The following is a 20,557-nucleotide window of genomic DNA, read 5'->3' as shown; positions in this document are numbered from 1 at the left end:
CAAAGGCAGTGCGACGAGAAGGCCTCACTTCTGTCTCACCGAGAACAACGGGCGCAAGCGCAAGGAGGTTACGGACTCGTCAATAACTTCCAGCTGTGGGCCGGGACCGGCGGTGTGTCGTCGAGCGGGAAGGGCTGCTCCTCGTCCGACACGTTCAGCAGGAGCAGGACCCAGTCGTCACCGTGCCGGCTCCGCAGCGCGATGGTCTCGTTGGTCAGGTGCTCGACGGTCGTCCGGGCGCGGGTGAGCCACGCGTTCCGCCGCCGTACGCCGATCAGCTCCTGGTGCAGCCGGTACGTCGGCAGCCCGTACGGCGCGAGCTCGTCCGGCGATCCCGGGAACGCCGGGCGGATCGCGTCGTCGCCGCCGGCGCGATCCTCCTTCAGCCCGCGGAACGCCTGCTCGTCGCCGGAGTAGACACTCGGGACGCCGCCCACGACGAACAGGATCGCCAGCGCGTGACCGAGGTGGCGTTCGTCCTCGAGCCGCGTCGCCAGCCGGGTCACGTCGTGGTTGCCGACGAACGTCTGCGGGACGAACGTGTCGAGCAGCGCGTTGTGCCGGCCGAGGGCGTACGACAGCTCGAAGAAGTTGCGATCGTTCAGCGAGCTCCAGATCGCCTTCCAGAGCTCGTACTGCGTGACGGAGTCGAGGCCGCTCTGTTCGACGTACGCGGCGTAGTCACCGTGGATGACCTCGCCGAAGTACCAGGTGTCGCGGTCCCGCGGCAGTGCTGCGCGCCAGAACCCCGGCGGTACGGCGTACGCGGCGTCCAGGCGCCACGCGTCGACGCCACGGTCGTTCCAGAAGCGGAGGACGTCGCCCACATAGGAAGCGACGTCGGGGTTGCCGTGGTCCAACGCGACCAGATGCTCGTGACCTTCGAACACGTCGCCACCGCGGAACCACTCCGGATGCGCGAACGACCGCGCGACGTGGTTGAAGACGCCGTCGAGCGCGATCCGCAGGCCACGGGCGTGCGCGGCGTCCACCAGGTGGTCGAAGTCGGCCTCGTCACCGAGCCTCGGATCGATTCGGAAGTGGTCGACGGTGTCGTACCCGTGCGTCTCCGAGGCGAAGACCGGGCCCAGGAGCAGGCCTGAGCAGCCGAGCTCGATCGTGTAGTCGAGCCAGTTCTCCAGCTGCGGCAGGCGGTGGACGACAGCCGGCTGGGCGACGGACTCGGCCGCGGTGAAACCGAGCGGATAGACCTGCCACCAGATCGCGTGATCAGCCCACATGTTGACCGAAGGTGTGGTGGCGGATCCACGCGTGCATCGCGATGGCGGCCGCGGCGCTGGCGTTGATCGAGCGGGTGGAGCCGAACTGGGCGATCGACAGGACCGCTGTGCAGATCTGGTGGGCCTCCTCCGTCAGCCCGGGGCCCTCCTGACCGAAGAGCAGGACGCAGGCGCGGGGCAGGTCGTAGGTTTCCAGCGGGACGGAGCCCGGCAGGTTGTCGATGCCGATGACCGGGAGTTGGTTCACAGCGGCGTACGACGCCAGGTCGGCGAGGGTCGGGTGGTGCCGGACGTGCTGGTAGCGGTCGGTGACCATCGCGCCGCGGCGGTTCCACTTCCGGTTGCCGACGATGTGCACCTCGGCGGCCAGGAACGCGTTCGCGGTCCGGACGACCGAGCCGATGTTCAGGTCGTGCTGCCAGTTCTCGATCGCGACGTGGAACGGGTTCCGCTGCCGGTCCAGGTCCGCGACGATCGCGTCGAGCTTCCAGTACCGGTACCGGTCGACCACGTTGCGCCGGTCGCCGGCCGCCAGCAGCTCCGGGTCCAGCCGCGGGTCGTCCGGCCAGTCGCCCTCCCACGGGCCGACGCCGACCTCGTTCGGGCCCACCATGTCCGCTCCCCGTAGGTCGCTGCTCAGCTCATGCACAGGTCGGGACGCTACCCTGTCCGCGTGCTTGCTCTCGTCGCGATGCTGATGCCCAACTGGATGGACCCGGAGTACCTGCTGCACTGGCTGGGTGACTGGGCCCTCTGGGGCACGCTGCTGGTGGTCTTCATCGAGTGCGGGCTGCTCTTCCCCATCCTGCCCGGTGACTCGCTGCTGTTCGCGGTCGGCCTGTTCATCGCGCAAGGCAGCATCGACGTACCGCTCTGGCTGGCCTGCGTGCTGCTGACCGTCGCCGCGTTCCTCGGCAACGTGTCCGGCTATTACATCGGCCGGGTGCTGGGAACGTCACTGTTCCGGAATCCGAACGCCCGGTTCCTGAAACCGAAGTACATCGAGCAAACGCATGAGTTCTTCGCGCGGTACGGCCCCCGCGCGCTGGTGATGGCCCGGTTCGTGCCGATCGTCCGGACCTTCATCACCGTCGTCGCCGGCGCCGGGCGGATGGACGCGAAGAAGTTCTTCCTCTGGACCGGGATCGGCGCGGTGCTCTGGGCCTGCGGCATCACGCTGCTCGGGCACGCGCTCGGCAACGTGAAGTTCATCCACGACCACCTGGAGTCGGCGCTGATCCTGCTGGTGCTGGTCTCGTTGGTCCCGATGGTCGTCGAGTACTTCCTGGCCCGCCGCCGCAACCGCAACGGCCGGGCCGGCGACGCGCCGAAGCACGCCGCCCCCAAGCACCCGATCGGCAACGGTCAGTGACCGAAGGGGAAGTGCGGGTCTGACCAGACCCAGTCGGCGCTCAGGAGCGACAGCTCCGCGACGTCGACCGGACCGGTCGGCAGCGGGCCGACCACCTGGCCGGAGCCGAGCGAACAAGCCACCCGGATCCGGTCTGCCGCCTGGTACCAGACCAGCGCCCCCCGTGGCGCCGCCCCTTCACGGAGCAAGGCATGGTGGTCGAGCCAACGAACCGCGTCGGCCGCGTCGTGCCAGCCGCTGTCGTGCGCGTAGCCGAACGCCATCCGCTGGAACTTCAGCGGCCAGTCCAGCCACGCCGCGGAGCCAACTCGCTCCAGTTGCCAGTTCAGCGCCGCTTCGGTGTCCCGCGGGTTCGCGACCCGCGAGACGTCACGCCCCTCCACAGCAAGCTCCCCCCAGGCCATAGGTGTTCTCCCCCGATCCCCCGTCCTCGGCCTGCTTGCCGCGGCATGTTCACAGCGTGCTGGGTCCGTATACAGCCGCCGTACATTCAGCCGGCGGCGACAGCAGCCTCTGATCCGGTCAGCAGCCGCCGGCACTCGGACGCGGCAGCGTCGTTCCCTGCCTGCTGCCACACGCGCGCGGCGCGTTCGAGGGTACGGCGGGCGTTGTCCAGGCTTCCGGTGGACAGATAGAGCTCGCCGAGGTGCTGCGCCGCGTCGCCCTCCACGCTCCGGTCGCCCAGGCGGTGACCGATGTCGATCGCGTCCAGCAGGGTCTTCCGGGCCGCCGCGACCTCGCCACGCTCCATCAGCGCCCGCCCGAGCAGCGCCCGGGTGTACGCCGCGCAGTGGTCGTCGCCCATCCCGTCGAAGATCGCGAGCGCCTTGCGCAGCTGCCGGACCGCCTCGTCGTGCCGTCCCTGGTTGACCCGGAGCGCCGCGATCCGGCGGCGGACCTTGGCCTCGCGGTGGGCATCGGCCCGCCGTACGGCGATCAGGAACGCCTGGGCCAGGTACCGGCGGGCGGTGACCAGGTCGCCGCGGATCAGGTAGACGTTCGCGGCGGCGGTCCGCGCCAGCGCCTCGGCGTTCGCGTTGCCGTCCTCGACGAACGCCTCGATCGCCTTCTCGTACTGCTCCAGGCCCCGCTCGCGTTCGCCGCGTTCCCGCAGCCAGGTGCCGAGGCCGACGGCGGCGATCCCCTCACCGAGCCGGTCGCCGACCTCGGCGAACGCCTGCGCGGCCGCGTCGAAGTGCCGGCGAGCGTTCTCCCAGTCGTCCTGGTACAGAGCCAGCTGGCCGAGGTTGCGGTGCATGATCGCCGCGCCGTGCCGGTCCCCGCAGGCGATCGCGCTCTGCAGCCCTTGCTGGTGCGAGCCGTTCCAGTCGTCGAACCCGGCCCGGAGGTCGAGGTACGGGCCCCAGGCGGCCGCGATCCGCCAGGCGTGCTCGTGCAATCCGTTCTGCGCCGCGGCACGGATCGCCGGCACGAAGGTGCTGCGCTCGCTGTCGAACCAGGCGATCGCGTCGGTCTCGGTGAACGGCGACGGATCGGGTGCGGTCAGCGGACCGGTGTGCTCCAGGACGCCGAAGTACTCGAAGGACAGGGCGTTGTTGGCCCGCCGGATCTTGTTCAGGATCGCGTCGACCACCGCCTCGACGTCCCGCACCGCCTGCGCCTTCTGCTCGTCGTCGCCGACGCCGAGCGCATGCAGCCGGAGCAGGTCATGGACGCGGTAGCGCGCCGTACCGCGGTGGTCGACCGAGCTGATCCGGACCAGGTTGACCTCGATCAGCCGGTCCAGGCTCCGCCGTACGGCGGCCGGCGAGGCGACGGACTCGAGCGCCCGCGCGGAGAAGACCCCCACGGCGAAGTGGCCGATCAGCCGGTACAGCCGGGCCTCCTCGGGGCTCAGCGCGTCATAGCTCAGGTCCGCGCTCGACCGTACGGCGAGCTCGCCGATGCTCAGCTCGTCGAGCCGTGAAGTCTCGTCCCGCAACCGCCGCGCCAACTCCCGCGCGCTCAGGTCCGGCCGCTGCGCCAGCCGGCTGCCGACGATCCGGATCGCCAGCGGGAGGTTCGCGCACGCGGACAGGATCTCCTCGGCCTCGGGCGACGACGGGTCGATCCGGCCCGATCCGGCGACCGAGGACAGCAGCAGCGCCGCCTCCCGGTCGTCGAACGTGTCCAGCGGCGTACTGTCCGCGCCGGCCAGGTCCATCAGCCGGTTGCGGCTCGTCACGACCACTGCCGACGCGCCGGTACCGGGCATCAGCGGCGTCACCTGACCCGCGGTGGCCACGTCGTCGAGGAGGATCAGCACCCGCCGGCTCGCCAGCTCGGACCGCAGCATCGCCGACCGCCGCTCCGGGTCGGTCGGGATCGCGTAGTCGGGCAGGTTGAGGCTGAGCAGCAGATCGGTCAGCGCCGCAGCGGGGTCGCGCGGGTGCGTCGCGCCGTGCATGTCCAGGTAGATCTGCCCGTCCGGGAAGTGCTCGCGAACCAGGTGGCCGAGCCGGACGGCCAGCGAAGTCTTCCCGGTCCCCGGTGCGCCGGAGATGACGGCGATCGGCGGCCGCACCGGATCCCGGCCGCAGACCAGGTCCCGCAGCTGCTCCAGCTGATCCTGCCGGCCGCTGAAGTCGGCCAGGTCGAGCGGGAGCTGGCTCGGCGGCCGCAGTGGATCGGTCAGCTCGGGCGCGGCCATCGGACCGGGCTGGGCGGTCGGTTCGGGGCGGTCCGCCGTGCGGTCGGCCGGGACGCCCGGGTTCGGCCAGTTGGCCGAGCGGCCGTTCTCGGCGCGGGCGCCGGCGGCCTCCAGCTCCGGACCGGGCTTGATGTCCAGCTCGTCGGCGAGCGTCTGCACCGCCTTCGCGTACGCCGCGCGCGCCTCGCCCACCCGGCCGGCCGCCACCAGCGCGTCGACGAGCCGCCGCCAGAGCTGCTCGTCGTACGGGTCCTCGGTGAGGCGGGCACTGAGCAGTACGGCGGCACCGCTGGCGTCGCCGTACTCGAGCCGGAGATCCAGCAGGCTGTCGACGAGGCCGCGGTGCTGCGCCTCGAGCCGGGAGATCGTGCCCTCCCACGCGGCGGGCATCGGCAGGTCCTCGAGCGGACGGCCCTGCCACAGCGAGTAGGCACGGGACAGGACCCGCATCGCCTGCCGGCCGTCACCCGCGTCCCGCAGGTGGCCGCCCTCGGCGAGCAGGGACTCGAACAGGCTGGCGTCGAGCTCGTCGACCCCGACCTCGATGCTGTACCCGGCGGCCGACGTGTCGATCGGCGCGGGCAGCCCGGCCTCCTGCAGCACACTGCGGAGCGCGCGGACGTACGTGCGGATGTTCGCTGTGGCCGACCGCGGCGGGGTGTTCTCCCAGAGCGCGTCCGCGATCAGATCGGTCGAGACGAACCGGTTGGGGTGCAGCAGCAGCGTGGCGAGCAGCTGACGCGGTTTGGCGGCCTTGAGCGGCTGGCCCTGGACATGGACGAGCCGCAGAGGTCCGAGGATCCCGTACCTCAGACTGTCCACTCGTCCGACCTCTCCACTCTGGAAACCGCCCTATCGTGGCATCCGCCTGTACCCGCCGGGAAGGCCGATGTACGCCGGATGTATCTCAGTGCGGCACAGTTGACACAGGTACCGGGGGGAGGGCAGGCCCGGAGGTGGCGACTTGACCGCCGTCACACCGGGCCTGGCACTGGGAGAGAGTCCGGGGTCGGGGGTCCTGGACTACGGGGACCGGTGCCTACTGGCCACCGGTGAATGGCGGCTGACCGTCCTGTGGCGCGGGGGAACCCGCAGGCGGCCCGCCCACCGGTGGCTCTCCCTGGTACTGCCCCGGGTACTGGCCGGGCTGGCCCTGGTACGGCGGCTGCTGCGGCTGCTGGTACCCGCCCGGGATCTGCTGCTGCGGGTAGCCCTGCTGGTAGTTGCCCTGGTCACCCGGCATCTGGGGGTGGATCTGCCCCGACGACGGCGCCCCCGGCTGCATCTGCGGCGGCGCCTGCTCACCGGCGACCGAGCCGATGGTGCCGAACGAAACCTGCGGCACCGCGCGCACCTGCTCGTCCTTGACCTCGAAGTAGCCGGCCTTCTCGAACTTGAAGCCGCTCGCGATCAGATTCGACGGGAACGCCTCGATCCGCGTGTTGTAGTCGCCGACGTTCGCGTTGTAGAACCGGCGGCCGGCCGCGATCCGGTCCTCGGTGTCGGTCAGCTCGCGCTGCAGGCCGAGGAAGTTCTGGTTCGACTGCAGCTGCGGGTAGGCCTCCACCGAGATCATCATCTGACGCAGCGCGCCGGACAGCTCACCCTCCGCCGCCGCCCGCTGCTCGGGGGTGGTGTTCTGCACGTTCACCGCCTGGGTGCGCAGCCGGGCGACCTCCTCGAACACGTGCCGCTCGTGCGCGGCGTACGCGCGGACGGTCTCGACCAGGTTGGGGATCAGGTCGTACCGGCGGTGCAGCTCGACGTCGATCTGCCGCCACGACTCCTGGATCAGGTTCCGCTGCTTGACGAACCGGTTGTACGACGTGATCAGCATGATCGCCGCAACGACGATCACCGCGACGATCACGATGATGACCCAGACCATGACGAGCTCCCGAGAGTTGGCAGTGCTGACAGCGACTCTACGGCCAGCCGGGTCCGCCCGGTGGTTAACGCAGGCGGGGGTCGACGCCGGCGTAGTCGCGCCAGACGTACGGCGGAACGTTCAGGACAACCTGCTCGAGCAGCGCGAGCCGGTTCAGCACCTCGGTCGGGTCGTGCGCGCCGTTGTCCCAGCCGACCAGCGAGTTGCCCTCGACCCGCCAGCCGATCTCGCCGCGGGCGAGCAGCATCTCCATCATCCGCGGCGTCACCACCGCGTGCCCGAACCGTTCGTCGTCGGCCTTGACCCGGAACGCCCGGTTGAACTGCTCGCTCTCGAACTGGAGGTCGCGGAACCCGAACGCGTTCGCGACCGCGCCGCCGAAGATCCCCTCGTGCGTCACCTCGAGGTGCGGCAGCGCGCCCGGCAGCTGCAGCACGACCACGCCGAAGTTGTGGGTGGTCGTCCGCCGTTGGCCTTTCCCGTTCGTGGTGTGGGTCTGGTAGCTGTAGTCGAAGGCAACCATCTGGTGCCCGTTGTACGGCCCGGACAGCACGTTCTTGACGCGCCAGTTGTCGCCGGTGCGGAACGGTGTACCGGCCCACTGCCCGGCCAGCGAGTGGTTGGCCGGGACGTACGACCAGCCGTGCTGGGCGGCGAAACCGGCGAACAGCTCCCGGCGCTTCTTCGCGCGGTAGTAGTTGAACCAGGCGAGGCCGACGCCGACGACGATCGCCAGCAGGACGATCAGCAGGGTGCTGCTCTGCATCAGCCGAGCCCCAGGTCCTCGAGACCGAACACCGACCGGTACTCCAGCCCCTCTGCCTCCACCCGCTCCTGCGCCCCGGTCGAGCGGTCCACGATCACCGCGACCGCGACGACCTCGGCACCGGCCTCACGCAACGCCTCGACGGCGGTCAGCACCGACCCGCCCGTCGTCGACGTGTCCTCGACCGCCAGCACCCGCCGGCCCGTCACGTCCGGCCCCTCGATCCGCCGCTGCAGACCATGCGTCTTCTCGGCCTTGCGTACGACGAACGCGTCGAGCGTGCGGCCCTGCTGGGCGGCTGCGTGCAGCATCGACATCGCGACCGGGTCCGCGCCGAGCGTCAGCCCGCCGACCGCGTCGTACTCCAGGTCCTTGGTCAGCTCGAGCATCGCCGGGCCGATCAGCGGCGCCGCGGCGGCGTCGAGGGTGATCCGGCGCAGGTCGACGTAGTAGTCGGCTTCCTTGCCCGACGCCAGCGTCACCCGCCCGTGCACGATCGCCTTGCTCTTGACCTGCTCCAGCAGTCCGTCCCGGTCGTAGCTCATGAGCCTTGAGCTTAGATCACCTGTGGGGCGCACCTATTTGCTGCTCACGCGCACCAGGTGGCCGAAGGCGACCGAGCGGTCCGGGGAGTGGAAGAGGTCCTGGCAGGTGGTCAAGGTGATGATCCATCCGAGCAGCCCGGCCCCGACCGCCAGGAACACGATTCCGAGTCGCCTGACTACTCCCCGCATACGTCCAAGTATGCAGTTCGGCTGTAAAGGCTGTGCACGACGTGTCGATGGACGCCGATGGTTGCCCCGGACGACGATGTGGGCATGAAGGCGCTCGTGAAGGCCGAGGCGAAGCCAGGCCTGTGGTTGCAGGACGTACCGGAGCCGAAGATCGAGGCCGACGAGGTCCTGATCAAGGTGCTCCGGACCGGGTTGTGCGGCACCGACCTGCACATCCAGAGCTGGGACCACTGGGCGCAGAAGAACGTGCCGGTGCCGATGGTCACCGGGCACGAGTTCTGCGGTGAGGTGGTCGAGATCGGCGTCGGGGTCCGCGACGTCGCGGTCGGCGACCTGGTCAGCGGCGAGGGACACCTGGTGTGCGGCCGCTGCCGCAACTGCCGCGCCGGACGCCGGCACCTGTGCATCAAGACCCGCGGCCTCGGCGTCCACGTGCCGGGCGCGTTCGCGGAGTACGTCGCGCTGCCGGCCACGAACGCGTGGGTGCACAAGGACGACAACGGCACCGTCGACCTCGACGTCGCCGCGATCTTCGACCCGTTCGGCAACGCCGTCCACACGGCACTGTCGTTCCCGCTCGTCGGCGAGGACGTGCTGATCACCGGCGCCGGCCCGATCGGGGTGATGGCCGCCGCGGTCGCGCTGCACGCCGGCGCCCGGAACGTGGTGATCACCGACCTGTCGGAGTACCGCCTCGACCTGGCCCGGAAGATCGGCGTGACGCACGCGGTGAACGTCGGCGAGGAGTCGATCGCGCAGGCCCAGCAGAGCCTCGGGATGCGCGAGGGGTTCGACGTCGGGATGGAAATGTCCGGGCAGCCGGCCGCGCTGCGGGACATGATCGCGAACATGAACCACGGCGGGAAGATCGCGATGCTCGGCCTGCCGTCGGACGAGATCGCGATCGACTGGGGCACGGTGGTGCTGAACATGCTGACCATCAAGGGCATCTACGGCCGGGAGATGTTCGAGACCTGGTACTCGATGTCGGTGATGCTGGAGCGCGGGCTCGACCTGACGCCGGTGATCACGCACCGGTTCGGGTACGGCGACTTCGAGCGCGCCTTCGACGTGGCGCGCCAGGGGCAGTGCGGCAAGGTGATCATGGACTGGACGGCTGAGACGCTGGAGGAGAAGCACTGATGTTCGGGCGGATGCGGGACGACCTGACGGCGACCATCGGCGAGATCCGGGAGGCCGGGCTGTACAAGTCCGAGCGGGTGATCACCTCATCCCAGCAGGCCTTGATCTCTGTTGCTACCGGCAACGAGGTGCTGAACTTCTGCGCCAACAACTATCTGGGCCTGTCCGACCACCCGGAGGTGGTCGCCGCCGCCAAGGAAGCCCTCGACCGGTGGGGCTTCGGCCTGTCCTCGGTGCGCTTCATCTGCGGCACGCAGCAGATCCACAAGGACCTGGAAGCTGCGCTGAGCACCTTCCTCGGCACTGAGGACACCATCCTCTACAGCTCCTGCTTCGACGCCAACGGCGGTCTGTTCGAGACCCTGCTCGGCGCCGAGGACGCGATCATCTCCGACGAACTGAACCACGCCAGCATCATCGACGGCGTCCGGCTGTCCAAGGCCCGCCGGTACCGGTACAAGAACCGCGACATGGCCGACCTGGAGGCCCAGCTGAAGGACGCCGCCGACGCGCGGTACCGGCTGATCGCGACCGACGGCGTGTTCTCGATGGACGGGTACGTCGCGCCGCTCGACGAGATCTGCGACCTGGCCGAGCGGTACGACGCGCTGGTGATGGTCGACGACTCGCACGCGGTCGGTTTCGTCGGCCCGGACGGCGCCGGTACGCCGTCGCTGTTCGGCGTGAAGGACCGCGTCGACATCGTCACCGGCACCCTCGGCAAGGCCCTCGGCGGCGCGTCCGGCGGCTACGTGTCAGCCCGCCGCGAGATCGTCGAACTGCTCCGGCAGCGCTCCCGTCCGTACCTGTTCTCGAACTCGCTGGCGCCGTCGGTCACCGCCGCGTCGCTGAAGGCGCTCGAGCTGATCGGCGGGTCGAGCGACCTGCGCGACAAGCTCGCGGCCAACACCAAGCTCTTCCGGACCAAGATGACCGAGGCCGGTTTCGACGTCCTCCCCGGCGACCACCCGATCTCCCCGGTGATGATCGGCGACGCCGCGGAAGCCGGGCGGCTGGCGGACAAGTTGCTCGAACTCGGGATCTACGTGATCGGGTTCTCGTATCCCGTCGTGCCGCAGGGCAAGGCGCGCATCCGCGTCCAGTTGTCGGCGGCGCACTCCACCCAGGACGTCGAAACCGCGATCGCGGCGTTCATCGAGGCTCGGGACGCCCTCGCGGGCTGACTCAGCCCAACGGGGGCGCCGGCGGCCGCAAGGCCTGCTCGAGGTCGGCGGCCACCGCGTCCAGGCCCTGCGACACGAGGACCGGGCCGGGCGATGTCAGCAGGCCGTCGATGCGTCCCCGCGCCGTTCGTACGGCGTCGCGCAGCGAACGGGCGCGGTTCTGCGCGGCATCGTCCGGGGCCGACGGCTCGAGCGCGGTCAGCTTGTCCTCCACCGCGGTGATCCGGCTCGCGGCGATGTTCCAGCCGCCGGCGACTTCGGCCGGCGAGCCCAGCCGGCGGAGTTCGGGGATGAGACTGCGGGCGAACCACGCCACCTCGCCCTCGGCGGATGCGAGGTCGTCGCGCCAGAACTTGGCACGGCGGCGCGACCGCACCAGCAGCAGAACACCGATGACAAGCCCGAGCACGACGACGGCTGCGAGCACCCACCACAGCCATGAAGGCGGGCCGCTCGACTCGGACGACGACGGCTGCACGGACGGCGAGGCCGTCGGTGCCGGCGTGGCCGCTGCCCGGGTCGGCGAGGTAGGCGGCGCTGTCTGCGTCTGCGTCGGCGAGGTGCGCGGCGCCGTCTCCGTCGGCGAGGTGGGCGGCGCCGTCTGCGTCGGCGTCGGGGCCACCACGATCACCGACGACTTGGTGGGGCTCGGCTCCGCCTGCGCCGGCGCAGACGTCCGGGAGGGAGCAGGCGGGGGCGGCGACTCGGTGTCTTCCGGCGTACGGGTTCGCTCCGGGACCTGCGGCGACGCCTGCGTCCGACTGGGTTCCGCGGACGCCGGCGTGCGGGTCGGTTCCGGGACCGTCGCCGTGGGGGACGGCAACCCGCTCGCGGTGCGCGTCACCGTCGGAGAGGGCAGGTTGACGTCTCCGTTCCCTCCACAGGAACCAAGGAGCAGGGCCGCCAGCGCCAGCCCGGCGATCCGCACCATCAACGGCAACCATCCGGCGCTGCCGGATCCCGCTCGCCTGGCCACTGCGCCCCCGCCCGCGTTCGGCTAACCGGCCGCAGGGGCAGCGCCGGCGGCCCGGGCGTCGCGTTCGATCTCGGCGGCGTCGGCTTTGATCTCCTTCGCCTCGGTCTTCTTCGCGCGCTTCATCGACGCTTCGATCTTGGCGCCCATGTCGGACACGCCGACGACCACCAGCCCGGCCTGGCCGGCGTCGAGGCTCTCGCCGAGCTCCTTCAGGTCGCTCCGGCTCATCCCCGCGGAGGCATGTCCCGCGACCGCGCCCAGGACGGCTCCGCCCGCGGTCGTGGCCGCGAGCAACCCGCCGCCGATGGCCGCGAACGGGAACAGCGCGACGACCAGGCCGGTGGCCAGCCCCACGCCACCACCCAGGACCCCGCCGGCCCGGGTCGGCGTCTCGTGCTTCTTGCTGATCTTGACCTTGCCGTCCTCGCGACGCTCGATGAGGGCCGCGTCGTACGCGTCGATCAGGTTGGCTTTGGTGTGCAGCTCCTTGACGAGCTGGTAATCCGCCTCCGCGTCGGCGACGTCGTCGTACACGCCGACGTAGGCCATGAAGGTGTCAAAGGCCATGACTCCTGCTCCCTCGTTCGCTCGGGTCTTCCAGGAGCAAGATCGCACCTGCAGTGACCGCTCGGGATCATCCGCGAAGGGCGAGATCCACGGGAACCGAACGATTCAGGGGCCGGGGCGCGAAGGACGGCCGTCGCCGCTAGGGTTGTCCGGTTCGCACTGGGTGAGGAGCTTTATGCGCCAGATGCTGGCCGTTGTCGGGGTGCTGTGTTTGACGTGTGTGGCCGGATGCGGGGCCGATGCCGGGACGGGGGTGACGGCGCCGTCGCCGGCGTTGTCGAGTGCGCCTTCGGTGACTCCGTCGGCGCCGGGCGGGGCCTACGCGCCGCCGACCCCGGCGCGGAGTGTTCCTATCGTGCGGTCGTCGCCGTCGGCGATGACGGTGGCCGCTGCCGGTGCGAAGTACCTGCAGATCACCCGGGCGTACAACGTGGCGCTCGAGCGGTTCGAGAAGGCCGCGAACGAGAACATGTCCCTCGCGACGTTGCAGAACAGGGCCAAGGCGGTGGCCGCGGCGAACCTCGCCGAGTACACCGCGCTGCGGTCGACCATCTGGCCGGCCCGGGTCTCGACACAGATGCGGGCCCTGGCGAAGGCGGACGCGGCCGCGCGCCCGCACTGGCTCGAGGTCGCGGCCAGCGAGAGCAAGTCGGAGATGGCGGACCACCTGAAGCTCGCCACGGCCGCGGGCGGCAAGGCCCCGTCCGCGCAGATCCGCCGGCTTCTCGGTCTCCCGAAGTACGACGAGAAGGACTACAGCTGAACTTGTCGGCGCCGTACGCGAAGATGCGTGCATGGCGGTGATGAGCGGGCGGGCGGTCAACCGGGCGACGTTGGCGCGGCAGCTTCTGCTGGACAGGGAAGCGGTGCCGGCCGTCGATGTGGTGGGCCGGCTGGTGGGGATGCAGGGTCAGGAGGCCAAGCATCCGTACGTCGGGTTGTGGTCACGGATCGACGGGTTCGAGGAGACCGAGCTGGATCGCGCCGTCCAGGAGCGGGACGTCGTGCGCGGCACGCTGTTCCGCGGGACGCTGCATCTGGTGACCGCGGCGGACTACCTGCGGTTCCGGGTGACGGTCGCGCCGGTGCTCGAGGCCGGCTTGAAGGTGCTCGGCGATCGTGGCGCCGGGCTGGAGCCGGAGAAGGTCGTTGCCGCGGCGGAGAAGTTGCTCGCGAAGGAGCCTCTGACGTTCACCGAGGTGCGCGACGCGTTGCAGCAGCAGTTCCCGGACGTGAACGAGCGCGCGCTCGGGTTCTGCACGCGGATGCTGGTGCCTTTGGTGGTGTACCCAACGGATGTCCGCTGGTCCTGGGCGGCGAACTCCAAGTTCACGCCGGCCGAGGAGTGGATCGGGAAGCAGCTGCACCGCCGAGCCCAGACGAATGAGCTCGTCACGCGGTACCTGCAGGCCTTCGGACCGGCCACGCCCGCGGACTTCCAGACCTGGTCGGGACTGCAGAAGGCGAAGCCGCTGTTCGACGAGCTCGAGCTCGAGACCTTCACGGACGAGGCGGGCAAGACGCTGTACGACGTACCCGACGCGCCCCGCCCCGATCCGGAGACGCCGGCGCCGGTGCGGTTCCTGCCGGAGTTCGACAACGTGCTGCTGTCGCACGCGAAACGCGAGCGGATCATCGCCGACGAGCACAAGCCGGCCGTGTTCACGAAGAACCTCCGGGTCAAGGCGACGTACACCGTCGACGGCCTGGTCGCCGGGCTGTGGACGACCGAGAAGAAGCGTGGTGTGGCCACTCTCACGCTCGCGCCGTTCGGCCGGATGCTGAAGAAGACGCAGGCCGAGCTGGAGCGGGAGGGCGCCGGGCTGCTCCGCTTCCTGGAGCCCGATGCCAAGTCCTACGCAGTGGTTACTACCGGTTAATGAGGTTGTTGTCACACGTCGGATGACTGGGCCAGAAACCCTTTGCCGGGTGGAATGGGTGGATGAGCACAGTCCCCTCCATCACTCTGGACAACGGCGTCGAGATCCCGCAGCTGGGCCTGGGGGTCTGGCAGGTCGAGGACTCGATCGTCACCGAGGTCGTGACGACGGCGTTCGAGACCGGCTACCGGCACATCGACACCGCCGCGATCTACGGGAACGAGGAAGGCGTCGGCCGCGCGATCGCCGCGTCGGACATCCCGCGTGACGAGCTGTTCATCACCACCAAGCTGTGGAACTCCGACCAGGGCTACGACAGCACGCTGAAGGCGTTCGACCAGAGCCTGGCCAAGCTCGGCCTCGAGTACGTCGACCTGTACCTGATCCACTGGCAGTCGCTGCAGCGGAACCTGTACGTCGACACCTGGAAGGCGTTCGAGCAGCTGTACGCCGACAAGCGGGTCCGCGCGATCGGCGTGTCGAACTTCCACGAGCCCGCGCTGCGGCGGATCTTCGAGGAGACCACGATCCGGCCGGCGGTGAACCAGATCGAGCTGCACCCGGCGCTGCCGCAGGACGAGCTGCGCGCGTTCAACGCCGAGAACGACATCGTCACGCAGGCGTGGAGTCCGCTGGCCTCCGGCGAGCTGCTGGCGAACCCGGTGCTCGCGACGATCGGCGCGAAGTACGGCAAGTCGGCGGCCCAGGTGATGATCCGCTGGCACCTGCAGCTCGGCAACGTGGTGATCCCGAAGACCGTCACGGCGAGCCGGATCAAGGAGAACTTCGAGGTCTTCGACTTCCGGCTGGACAACGACGACATGGCCGCGATCGCGGACCTGGAGACCGGCGTCCGGACCGGCGGTGACCCAGACGTCTTCGGCTAAACCAGTTCCAGGAAGCGGGCGAGCGCCGGGGAGCGGTTGTCCGGGGACCAGGCTACGGAGAGTTGCCAGGGTGGCAGGTCGTCGGACAACTCGCGGTACACCACCGCGTCGGGGTTGGACGGCGGCGTCGGACCGATCAGCAGCGAGACGCCGAGCCCGGCCGCGACCAGCGACACGATCGTCTGGACGTCGGCCGCCTCCTGCTCGATCCGCGGCGTGAAGCCGGCGGCGCGGCAGTACCCGACGATCGTGTCGTGCACTGCCGGCCCGCTTGGCCGCGCATAGAAGACGAACGGCTCCTCGGCGAGGTCGGCCAGCCGTAGCCGCTTCCGCCGCGCCAGCCGGTGCCGTGCCGGCAACGCGACCACCAACGCGTCCTCGGCAACCACTCGCGACGTCAGCTTCGGCGCGAGCTGGACGACGGCGCTCGCACCGGCGGGCGTGCTGGGCCGTAGCAGGCCCACGTCGATCCGCCCGTCGCGCAGCGCCTCGGTCTGCCGCAGGGTCGTCCACGACTCCAGGTCGAGCACCACCTCCGGGTACGCCTGCCGGAAGGCGCCCAGCAGCCGCGGCAGCACCTCGAACGTCGCGGACTGCACGAACCGCAGCCGCAACGTCCCGAGCTCACCGCGCTGCGTCCGCTGCGCCGTCCGGACGGCCTCGTCGGACCGCCGCAGCAGGTCCCGCGCATCGGCCAGGAACGTCTCCCCCGCGGACGTCAGCACGAACCGGCGCTTCACCCGGGCGAACAGCTCCACGCCCAGGTCGTGCTCGAGCGCCGCGATCTGCCGGCTCAACGACGGCTGGGTGAGATGCAGCCGGACGGCCGCCCGCCCGACATTCAGCTCCTCGGCCACCACCACGAACGATCTGAGCTGCCGCAGTTCCATGGCGTCAATCATGCACCAGACACATCAAGTACGCGCAGAACTTTCATTGGACGTATCAATGCTCCGGTTCCTACTGTCGAGGTGTCGAAAGGAACCACCGTGCAGTACGTGCCATTCACCGTCCTCAAGTCGATCCACGAACAGACCCACTCCGCGATGCCTCACGCCCCATTGCGTCCCTTCGTCCCGAAACGCCACCCGATCCGCGACGCCGTCCGCCGTTGGCGCGAGCGGCGCGTGCCGGCGCCGCCGGCTGTCGCCCTGAAGCTCGTCCCGACCGACCTGTGCGAAGCTGAGGTTCGTGATCGAGGTACGACGGCTGCGGGTGTTGCGCGCGCTTGCTGACCACGGGACTGTGACCGCGGCCGCCGAAGTGCTGCACCTGACGCCCTCGGCGGTCTCACAGCAACTCGCCGCGCTGGAGTCCGAGGTCGGCCAGGAGTTGCTCGAACGCCGCGGCCGCCGGGTCGCGATCACCTCGGCGGGCCGCCTGCTGCTGGCCCACACCGACACCATCCTCGCCGAGGTCGAGCGGGCCGAGGACGCGATGCGGCTGCACGCGAACGGCGCCAACGGCGAGGTCCGCGTCGTCGCGTTCGCGACCGCGATCACGCTGCTGGTGGCACCGGCGCTGACCCGGCTCCGCGAGACCAGCCCCGGCCTCGACCTGGTCGTCCGCGACGCCGAGGGCCACCAGGGCATCACCCACCTGCTCGACGGCGACGCCGACCTCGCGATCGCGGTCGAGCACCGCGGCTCACCGCGGCCCGACGACCGCCGCCTGGCCCGGATCCCCTTGTATGCCGAGCCGTTCGTCGCCGTCCTGCCGCCGGCGCATCCGGCCGCGGACCGGGACCCGCTCGAGCTGAGCATGCTCGCCCACGACGACTGGGTGATGACCGCGCCCGGCAACCCGATCCGCGACGTCGTCCTGCTCGCCTGTGAGCAGGCGGGTTTCCAGCCGCGGATCGTCCACCAGTCCGACGACTTCCGCGCCGTCGCCGCCCTGGTCGCGGCCGGCGGCGGCGTCTCCCTCGTCCCGCGCCTCGCCGTACCGGAGTCGACGCTCGCGCTCACCCGCCCCCTCACCGAGCCCGCCCCGACCCGCCGCGTCTACGCCGCGGTCCGCGCCAGCCGCGCCGACCACCCCCTGATCACCGCCACCCTCGCCGTCCTCACCGAGGTCGCCGAGAAGCTCTGACTCACTTCTCGGCGATCGCGAGCTCGTGGTTGGGCACCGCGATCCGCAACTCGGGCGCGGCCGCGCCTCCCGGGACTGTGATCGTCCCGCGGCTGACCCAGGAGGTGACGTTGGTGACCATCGCGGTCACCACCCGCCGGGACGCGACCGACTGCGCGGGCATCCCCAGGTTCGAGGGGCACCGGCGAACGAGGAAACAGCCGTAGGTGAACGTCGATCCGTTGAACACCCGAGCGCCGGACGGCGCGACGAACGCCGTGACGTGCATCGGTGTCGACCGGCCCGTCGTCCGGCAGACGGCGCTGCCGCCGCCGAGAATGCCCAAACCGGGATGCTTGTACAGCCCCGGCCAGAGGTAGTCGACCTCGCCGGCGAGGAACCCCGGTACGACGGTGCCGGCCGGAATGCCCCGGAACAGCCACGTGTTTCCGGTCCTCAGGCTCGCCGCGTTGATGCCGCATCCGTACTCGGCGCCGAGGAGCGGTTGCGACGCGTACGCGTCTCCCAGGTACCGCCACAGCGTCGAGTTCCCGCCCGCGGTGTACCGGTCGACGTCCCAGTACCGCCGGGTGCTGTCGGTGAAGGTGATCCGCCGGTACGACGCGTTCGCGCCGAAGCTGGCCACGTTGACGCCGCGCTTGATCGCCTGACTGATCGATGCCCGCATCCGCAACGAGTAGTACTCGTCGTGCCCGGGCAGGAAGATCGTCCCGGCCCGCGCGGCCAGCTGACCGCCGTACACGTCGAGGTCGTTGTCGGTCCAGTAGGTGACGTCCAGCCCCATCGATTCCGCCCACAGGATCAGGCCCTGCTCCAGCGGCAGGAACTCCCCCGACCCCTGACCCTCGGCGTACGGACGGTCGAACGTCAGCCGGCCGGAACCCGTCGTCGGGCTGCTGTAGAAGCTCCGGCCGCCGTACCAGTTGTAGGCCTCCCATGTCGTGGTGGCCTGCTGGATGAGCAGGCTGTGCTTGCGGCCCGTGTCGTCGCGGACCGTCAGCGGCGCATAGGCGGCGTACCTGCCGTCGCTCACCTTGATCAGGTAGGTGCCCGGGATCCAGTTCCGGTCGATCGGGATGGTCAACGTCCTCGACCAGTTCGCCGCGGACGCCATCCGCAGCGGGTGACCGTTGGCCGTACCACCGATCGTCGGAGCGGGCTGCACCACCGTGGGTACGCCGTCGCGACGCCAGACCTCCCGCCCGCCGAGCCCCTGGTAGTACCCGATCCGGTAGGCCACCACGCTGACCGGCCGGCCGGACGTGACCTTCAGGTCGACCGTGGCGCCACAGGTTGCGGAGACCTTGGTCAGGTACGCCGCCAGCGGCCCGTTCATCGTGGTCGGGATGACCCACGCACCGGTGCCCGGTTTCGCGTTCTCGGCGACTGTCGTCGGCCAGGCGGTCGGGCATCCGGCCGGTCGCACGGGGAACGAGCCGGCGAGGATCGTCGGCATCGGTGCGGGCGGTGCGATCAGCGCGAGGCTTCCGGTCCCCGCCATCAGTTGCAGGCCGGTCGACGCGGTGGCGGTCATCCCGAGCCGGAAGATCCCGCCGTACTTGGACAGCACGGCTCCGTAGATCGGGATCGCCAGCCGGACGCCGCCGCGCACGCTGAGCCGCGAGCGCGGCCTCCAGGTCGCGTAACCGCTCGCGATCGTCAGCGTCCCGTTGACGCTCGTCAGCGTTCCCCGGACACCGGTCGGTAGCTTCATCCGGACGAACGCCAGGACGCCCGGGCGGCCGACCGTGCCGGCGTACGTGAGCGTGCTCCGCTGCCCCGGGATCGGGTTGCTCGCCGTGATCCGGACGTTCGCCGGGCGGATCAGCGTGCCGGTCCCCGCGGACAGCACGGCTCCGGTGGTCCCGATCGCCCGGAAACTCAGCGTCCACGGACCTCCGCTCGGGAGCAGCACGCCGTAGAACGGAATCGAGAAGCGGGCGCCGACGGCGACGGTCAGCGTCCTGGTCGGGCGCCATTGCAGCACGCCCGGCGAGACCGTGCGCACCGCGCCGTTGACCGAGGTGATCCGCCCGCCGGACCCCGGCGGGATCGAGACGAGGATGTAGCGCAGGGTCCCCGCCCGGGTCACCGTGGCCCGGTAGCCCAAGGTCGTCGTACCGTTCGATGCCGTGGCCGCCGAGATCGCGACATTGGCCACCACCGCCGCAGTTGCCGGCGTAGCGACCGTCAGCGGTGCCGACGTGAGCAGAAGCGCCACCGTCGCCACGACATGCTTACGCAGTCTGTTCATGATGCCTCCCCCGCCGGCACCTGCCCGCCCACCCCGGGCGCCCCCCAGGTGCCGACAGACAGCAAGATCCCACGCGCAAGCGTTTCCGCCTAGGGGCGTTAGACCCTTGCTGCGGTCAGGAGCGGCGGCGGCCGTCCAGGCCGACGGTGGAGACGCGGGCGATCAGGGCGCGCGGTGTGAAGCGGGCGGCGAGCACCAGCAGCTTGTAGCGGCGGCTCGGGATCGAGATCGCCTTGCCGCGCATCAGGTCCTTCCAGGCCTCGTCGACCAGGTCGGCCGCGTCGAGCCACAGGAAGGACGGAATGAGCGACTTGTCCATCCCCATCCGCTCGTGGAACTCGGTGTGCACGAAGCCGGGGCACAACGCCATCACCGCGACGCCCTGGGCGTGCAGGCCGGTCGCCAGGCCGGCCGAGAAGCTCGTCACCCAGGCCTTGTGCGCGCTGTAGATGTTGCGCTGCAGGAACCCGGCCACCGAGGACACGTTGACCACCGCGCCCGAGCCGCGCTCGATCATCGGCTGGACGGCGGCGTGGGTCAGCCGCAGGACGACGCGGACGAGCAGGTCGAACTGCTTCTCCTCGACCTCGATCGGGTTCTCCCAGAACGGCTTCTTCTGCCCGAAGCCGGCGTTGTTCACCAGCACCTCGATCGGCCCGGTGCGGAAGCGTTCCTCGACCCGCGCCAGGTCGGCCGCGTCGGTCAGGTCGGCGGCCAGCACCTCGCACTCGACACCGTGCAGCCGCGTGACCTCGGCAGCGACCTCCTTGAGGTGCGCCTCGTCCCGCGACACCAGCACCAGGTCGTAGCCCTCCCGCGCCAGCTTGTCCGCGAACGCCCGGCCGATCCCGGTCGCCGGCCCGGTGACGAGCGCAGTCGGCCTCTTGGGCATGGGTCGTGTCCTCCCGTCGATGACGCCCCCAG

Annotated in this window: 21 protein-coding genes; 8 read left to right on the top strand and 13 right to left on the bottom strand. The window is 70.3% G+C overall.

The genetic code is table 11. The annotated features are described in order from the left end of the window. Nucleotides 1–68 precede the first annotated feature (68 nt). On the bottom strand, nucleotides 69–1,241 hold the full coding sequence (locus ACWEOO_RS21900) for an alpha-amylase family glycosyl hydrolase (protein WP_452144558.1): 1,173 nt from the start codon (nucleotides 1,239–1,241) through the stop codon (nucleotides 69–71). Next, nucleotides 1,231–1,854, bottom strand: a complete 624-nt coding sequence (locus tag ACWEOO_RS21895; RefSeq protein WP_452144557.1) for a TrmH family RNA methyltransferase — start codon at nucleotides 1,852–1,854, stop codon at nucleotides 1,231–1,233. The genes ACWEOO_RS21900 and ACWEOO_RS21895 overlap by 11 nt, the downstream gene beginning before the upstream one ends. Nucleotides 1,855–1,914: 60 nt before the next feature. On the opposite strand from ACWEOO_RS21895, the gene ACWEOO_RS21890 reads away from it, so the two are divergent. Continuing rightward, nucleotides 1,915–2,613 carry a DedA family protein gene (locus ACWEOO_RS21890; protein WP_452144556.1) on the top strand — a complete coding sequence of 233 codons (699 nt, stop codon included), beginning with the start codon at nucleotides 1,915–1,917 and terminating at the stop codon, nucleotides 2,611–2,613. Here the strand turns inward: ACWEOO_RS21890 and ACWEOO_RS21885 are convergent. From ACWEOO_RS21885 to ACWEOO_RS21860, 6 genes are all read right to left on the bottom strand, one after another. Further along, nucleotides 2,607–3,017, bottom strand: coding sequence for a hypothetical protein (locus tag ACWEOO_RS21885; protein ID WP_359931128.1), 411 nt, complete (start codon nucleotides 3,015–3,017; stop codon nucleotides 2,607–2,609). The genes ACWEOO_RS21890 and ACWEOO_RS21885 overlap by 7 nt on opposite strands. A gap of 86 nt (nucleotides 3,018–3,103) precedes the next feature. Then, nucleotides 3,104–6,085, bottom strand: a complete 2,982-nt coding sequence (locus ACWEOO_RS21880; RefSeq protein WP_452144555.1) for a BTAD domain-containing putative transcriptional regulator — start codon at nucleotides 6,083–6,085, stop codon at nucleotides 3,104–3,106. Nucleotides 6,086–6,302: 217 nt separating this feature from the next. Then, complete coding sequence (locus tag ACWEOO_RS21875; RefSeq protein WP_452144554.1) at nucleotides 6,303–7,151, bottom strand: LemA family protein; 849 nt, start codon at nucleotides 7,149–7,151, stop codon at nucleotides 6,303–6,305. Between the two features lie 64 nt (nucleotides 7,152–7,215). Then, nucleotides 7,216–7,917 (bottom strand): hypothetical protein, encoded by a 702-nt coding sequence (locus ACWEOO_RS21870; RefSeq protein ID WP_359931119.1) that lies wholly within the window; start codon nucleotides 7,915–7,917, stop codon nucleotides 7,216–7,218. Next, nucleotides 7,917–8,462 carry an orotate phosphoribosyltransferase gene (gene pyrE / locus ACWEOO_RS21865; protein WP_359931116.1) on the bottom strand — a complete coding sequence of 182 codons (546 nt, stop codon included), beginning with the start codon at nucleotides 8,460–8,462 and terminating at the stop codon, nucleotides 7,917–7,919. Before pyrE ends, ACWEOO_RS21870 begins: the two co-directional genes overlap by 1 nt. Nucleotides 8,463–8,495: 33 nt before the next feature. After that, entirely contained in the window at nucleotides 8,496–8,651 is a 156-nt protein-coding gene (locus ACWEOO_RS21860; RefSeq protein ID WP_452144553.1) for a hypothetical protein, read from the bottom strand. Nucleotides 8,652–8,735: 84 nt separating this feature from the next. On the opposite strand from ACWEOO_RS21860, the gene tdh reads away from it, so the two are divergent. Together tdh and ACWEOO_RS21850 are read left to right on the top strand one after the other, a co-directional pair. Beyond that, complete coding sequence (gene tdh / locus ACWEOO_RS21855) at nucleotides 8,736–9,794, top strand: L-threonine 3-dehydrogenase (protein ID WP_363717644.1); 1,059 nt, start codon at nucleotides 8,736–8,738, stop codon at nucleotides 9,792–9,794. Next, entirely contained in the window at nucleotides 9,794–10,978 is a 1,185-nt protein-coding gene (locus tag ACWEOO_RS21850; protein ID WP_452144552.1) for a glycine C-acetyltransferase, read from the top strand. The genes tdh and ACWEOO_RS21850 overlap by 1 nt, the downstream gene beginning before the upstream one ends. A 1-nt stretch (nucleotide 10,979) precedes the next feature. Here ACWEOO_RS21850 and ACWEOO_RS21845 read toward each other — a convergent pair whose 3' ends face one another. Further along, nucleotides 10,980–11,405, bottom strand: a complete 426-nt coding sequence (locus ACWEOO_RS21845; RefSeq protein ID WP_452144551.1) for a hypothetical protein — start codon at nucleotides 11,403–11,405, stop codon at nucleotides 10,980–10,982. Here ACWEOO_RS21845 and ACWEOO_RS21840 point away from each other — a divergent pair. Continuing rightward, complete coding sequence (locus tag ACWEOO_RS21840) at nucleotides 11,371–11,979, top strand: hypothetical protein (protein ID WP_452144550.1); 609 nt, start codon at nucleotides 11,371–11,373, stop codon at nucleotides 11,977–11,979. The genes ACWEOO_RS21845 and ACWEOO_RS21840 overlap by 35 nt on opposite strands. On the opposite strand, the gene ACWEOO_RS21835 is transcribed toward ACWEOO_RS21840, so the two are convergent. Next, nucleotides 11,976–12,521, bottom strand: coding sequence for a hypothetical protein (locus ACWEOO_RS21835; RefSeq protein ID WP_452144549.1), 546 nt, complete (start codon nucleotides 12,519–12,521; stop codon nucleotides 11,976–11,978). The two genes, ACWEOO_RS21840 and ACWEOO_RS21835, sit on opposite strands and share 4 nt — an antisense overlap. A 355-nt stretch (nucleotides 12,522–12,876) precedes the next feature. Here ACWEOO_RS21835 and ACWEOO_RS21830 point away from each other — a divergent pair, with 355 nt between their 5' ends. From ACWEOO_RS21830 to ACWEOO_RS21820, 3 genes are all read left to right on the top strand, one after another. Continuing rightward, nucleotides 12,877–13,284 carry a hypothetical protein gene (locus ACWEOO_RS21830; protein ID WP_452144548.1) on the top strand — a complete coding sequence of 136 codons (408 nt, stop codon included), beginning with the start codon at nucleotides 12,877–12,879 and terminating at the stop codon, nucleotides 13,282–13,284. Between the two features lie 31 nt (nucleotides 13,285–13,315). Further along, nucleotides 13,316–14,401, top strand: coding sequence for a winged helix DNA-binding domain-containing protein (locus ACWEOO_RS21825; RefSeq protein ID WP_452144547.1), 1,086 nt, complete (start codon nucleotides 13,316–13,318; stop codon nucleotides 14,399–14,401). Nucleotides 14,402–14,463: 62 nt separating this feature from the next. Continuing rightward, on the top strand, nucleotides 14,464–15,288 hold the full coding sequence (locus ACWEOO_RS21820; protein ID WP_452144546.1) for an aldo/keto reductase: 825 nt from the start codon (nucleotides 14,464–14,466) through the stop codon (nucleotides 15,286–15,288). Here ACWEOO_RS21820 and ACWEOO_RS21815 read toward each other — a convergent pair. Then, nucleotides 15,285–16,178, bottom strand: coding sequence for a LysR substrate-binding domain-containing protein (locus tag ACWEOO_RS21815; protein WP_452144545.1), 894 nt, complete (start codon nucleotides 16,176–16,178; stop codon nucleotides 15,285–15,287). The genes ACWEOO_RS21820 and ACWEOO_RS21815 overlap by 4 nt on opposite strands. 301 nt (nucleotides 16,179–16,479) lie before the next feature. Here ACWEOO_RS21815 and ACWEOO_RS21810 point away from each other — a divergent pair, with 301 nt between their 5' ends. Continuing rightward, nucleotides 16,480–17,379, top strand: coding sequence for a LysR family transcriptional regulator (locus ACWEOO_RS21810; protein WP_355695333.1), 900 nt, complete (start codon nucleotides 16,480–16,482; stop codon nucleotides 17,377–17,379). Between the two features lies 1 nt (nucleotide 17,380). On the opposite strand, the gene ACWEOO_RS21805 is transcribed toward ACWEOO_RS21810, so the two are convergent. Together ACWEOO_RS21805 and ACWEOO_RS21800 are read right to left on the bottom strand one after the other, a co-directional pair. After that, a complete protein-coding gene (locus ACWEOO_RS21805; RefSeq protein ID WP_452144544.1) occupies nucleotides 17,381–19,633 on the bottom strand; it encodes a N,N-dimethylformamidase beta subunit family domain-containing protein in 2,253 nt (750 codons plus the stop codon). Between the two features lie 115 nt (nucleotides 19,634–19,748). Further along, nucleotides 19,749–20,525, bottom strand: coding sequence for an SDR family NAD(P)-dependent oxidoreductase (locus tag ACWEOO_RS21800; RefSeq protein ID WP_452144543.1), 777 nt, complete (start codon nucleotides 20,523–20,525; stop codon nucleotides 19,749–19,751). Between the last annotated feature and the right edge of the window lie 32 nt (nucleotides 20,526–20,557).

The organism is Kribbella sp. NPDC004138, assembly GCF_053603655.1.
The sequence above is the reverse complement of the archived record's forward strand: the minus strand, read 5'-3'. Positions and strand labels throughout refer to the sequence as shown.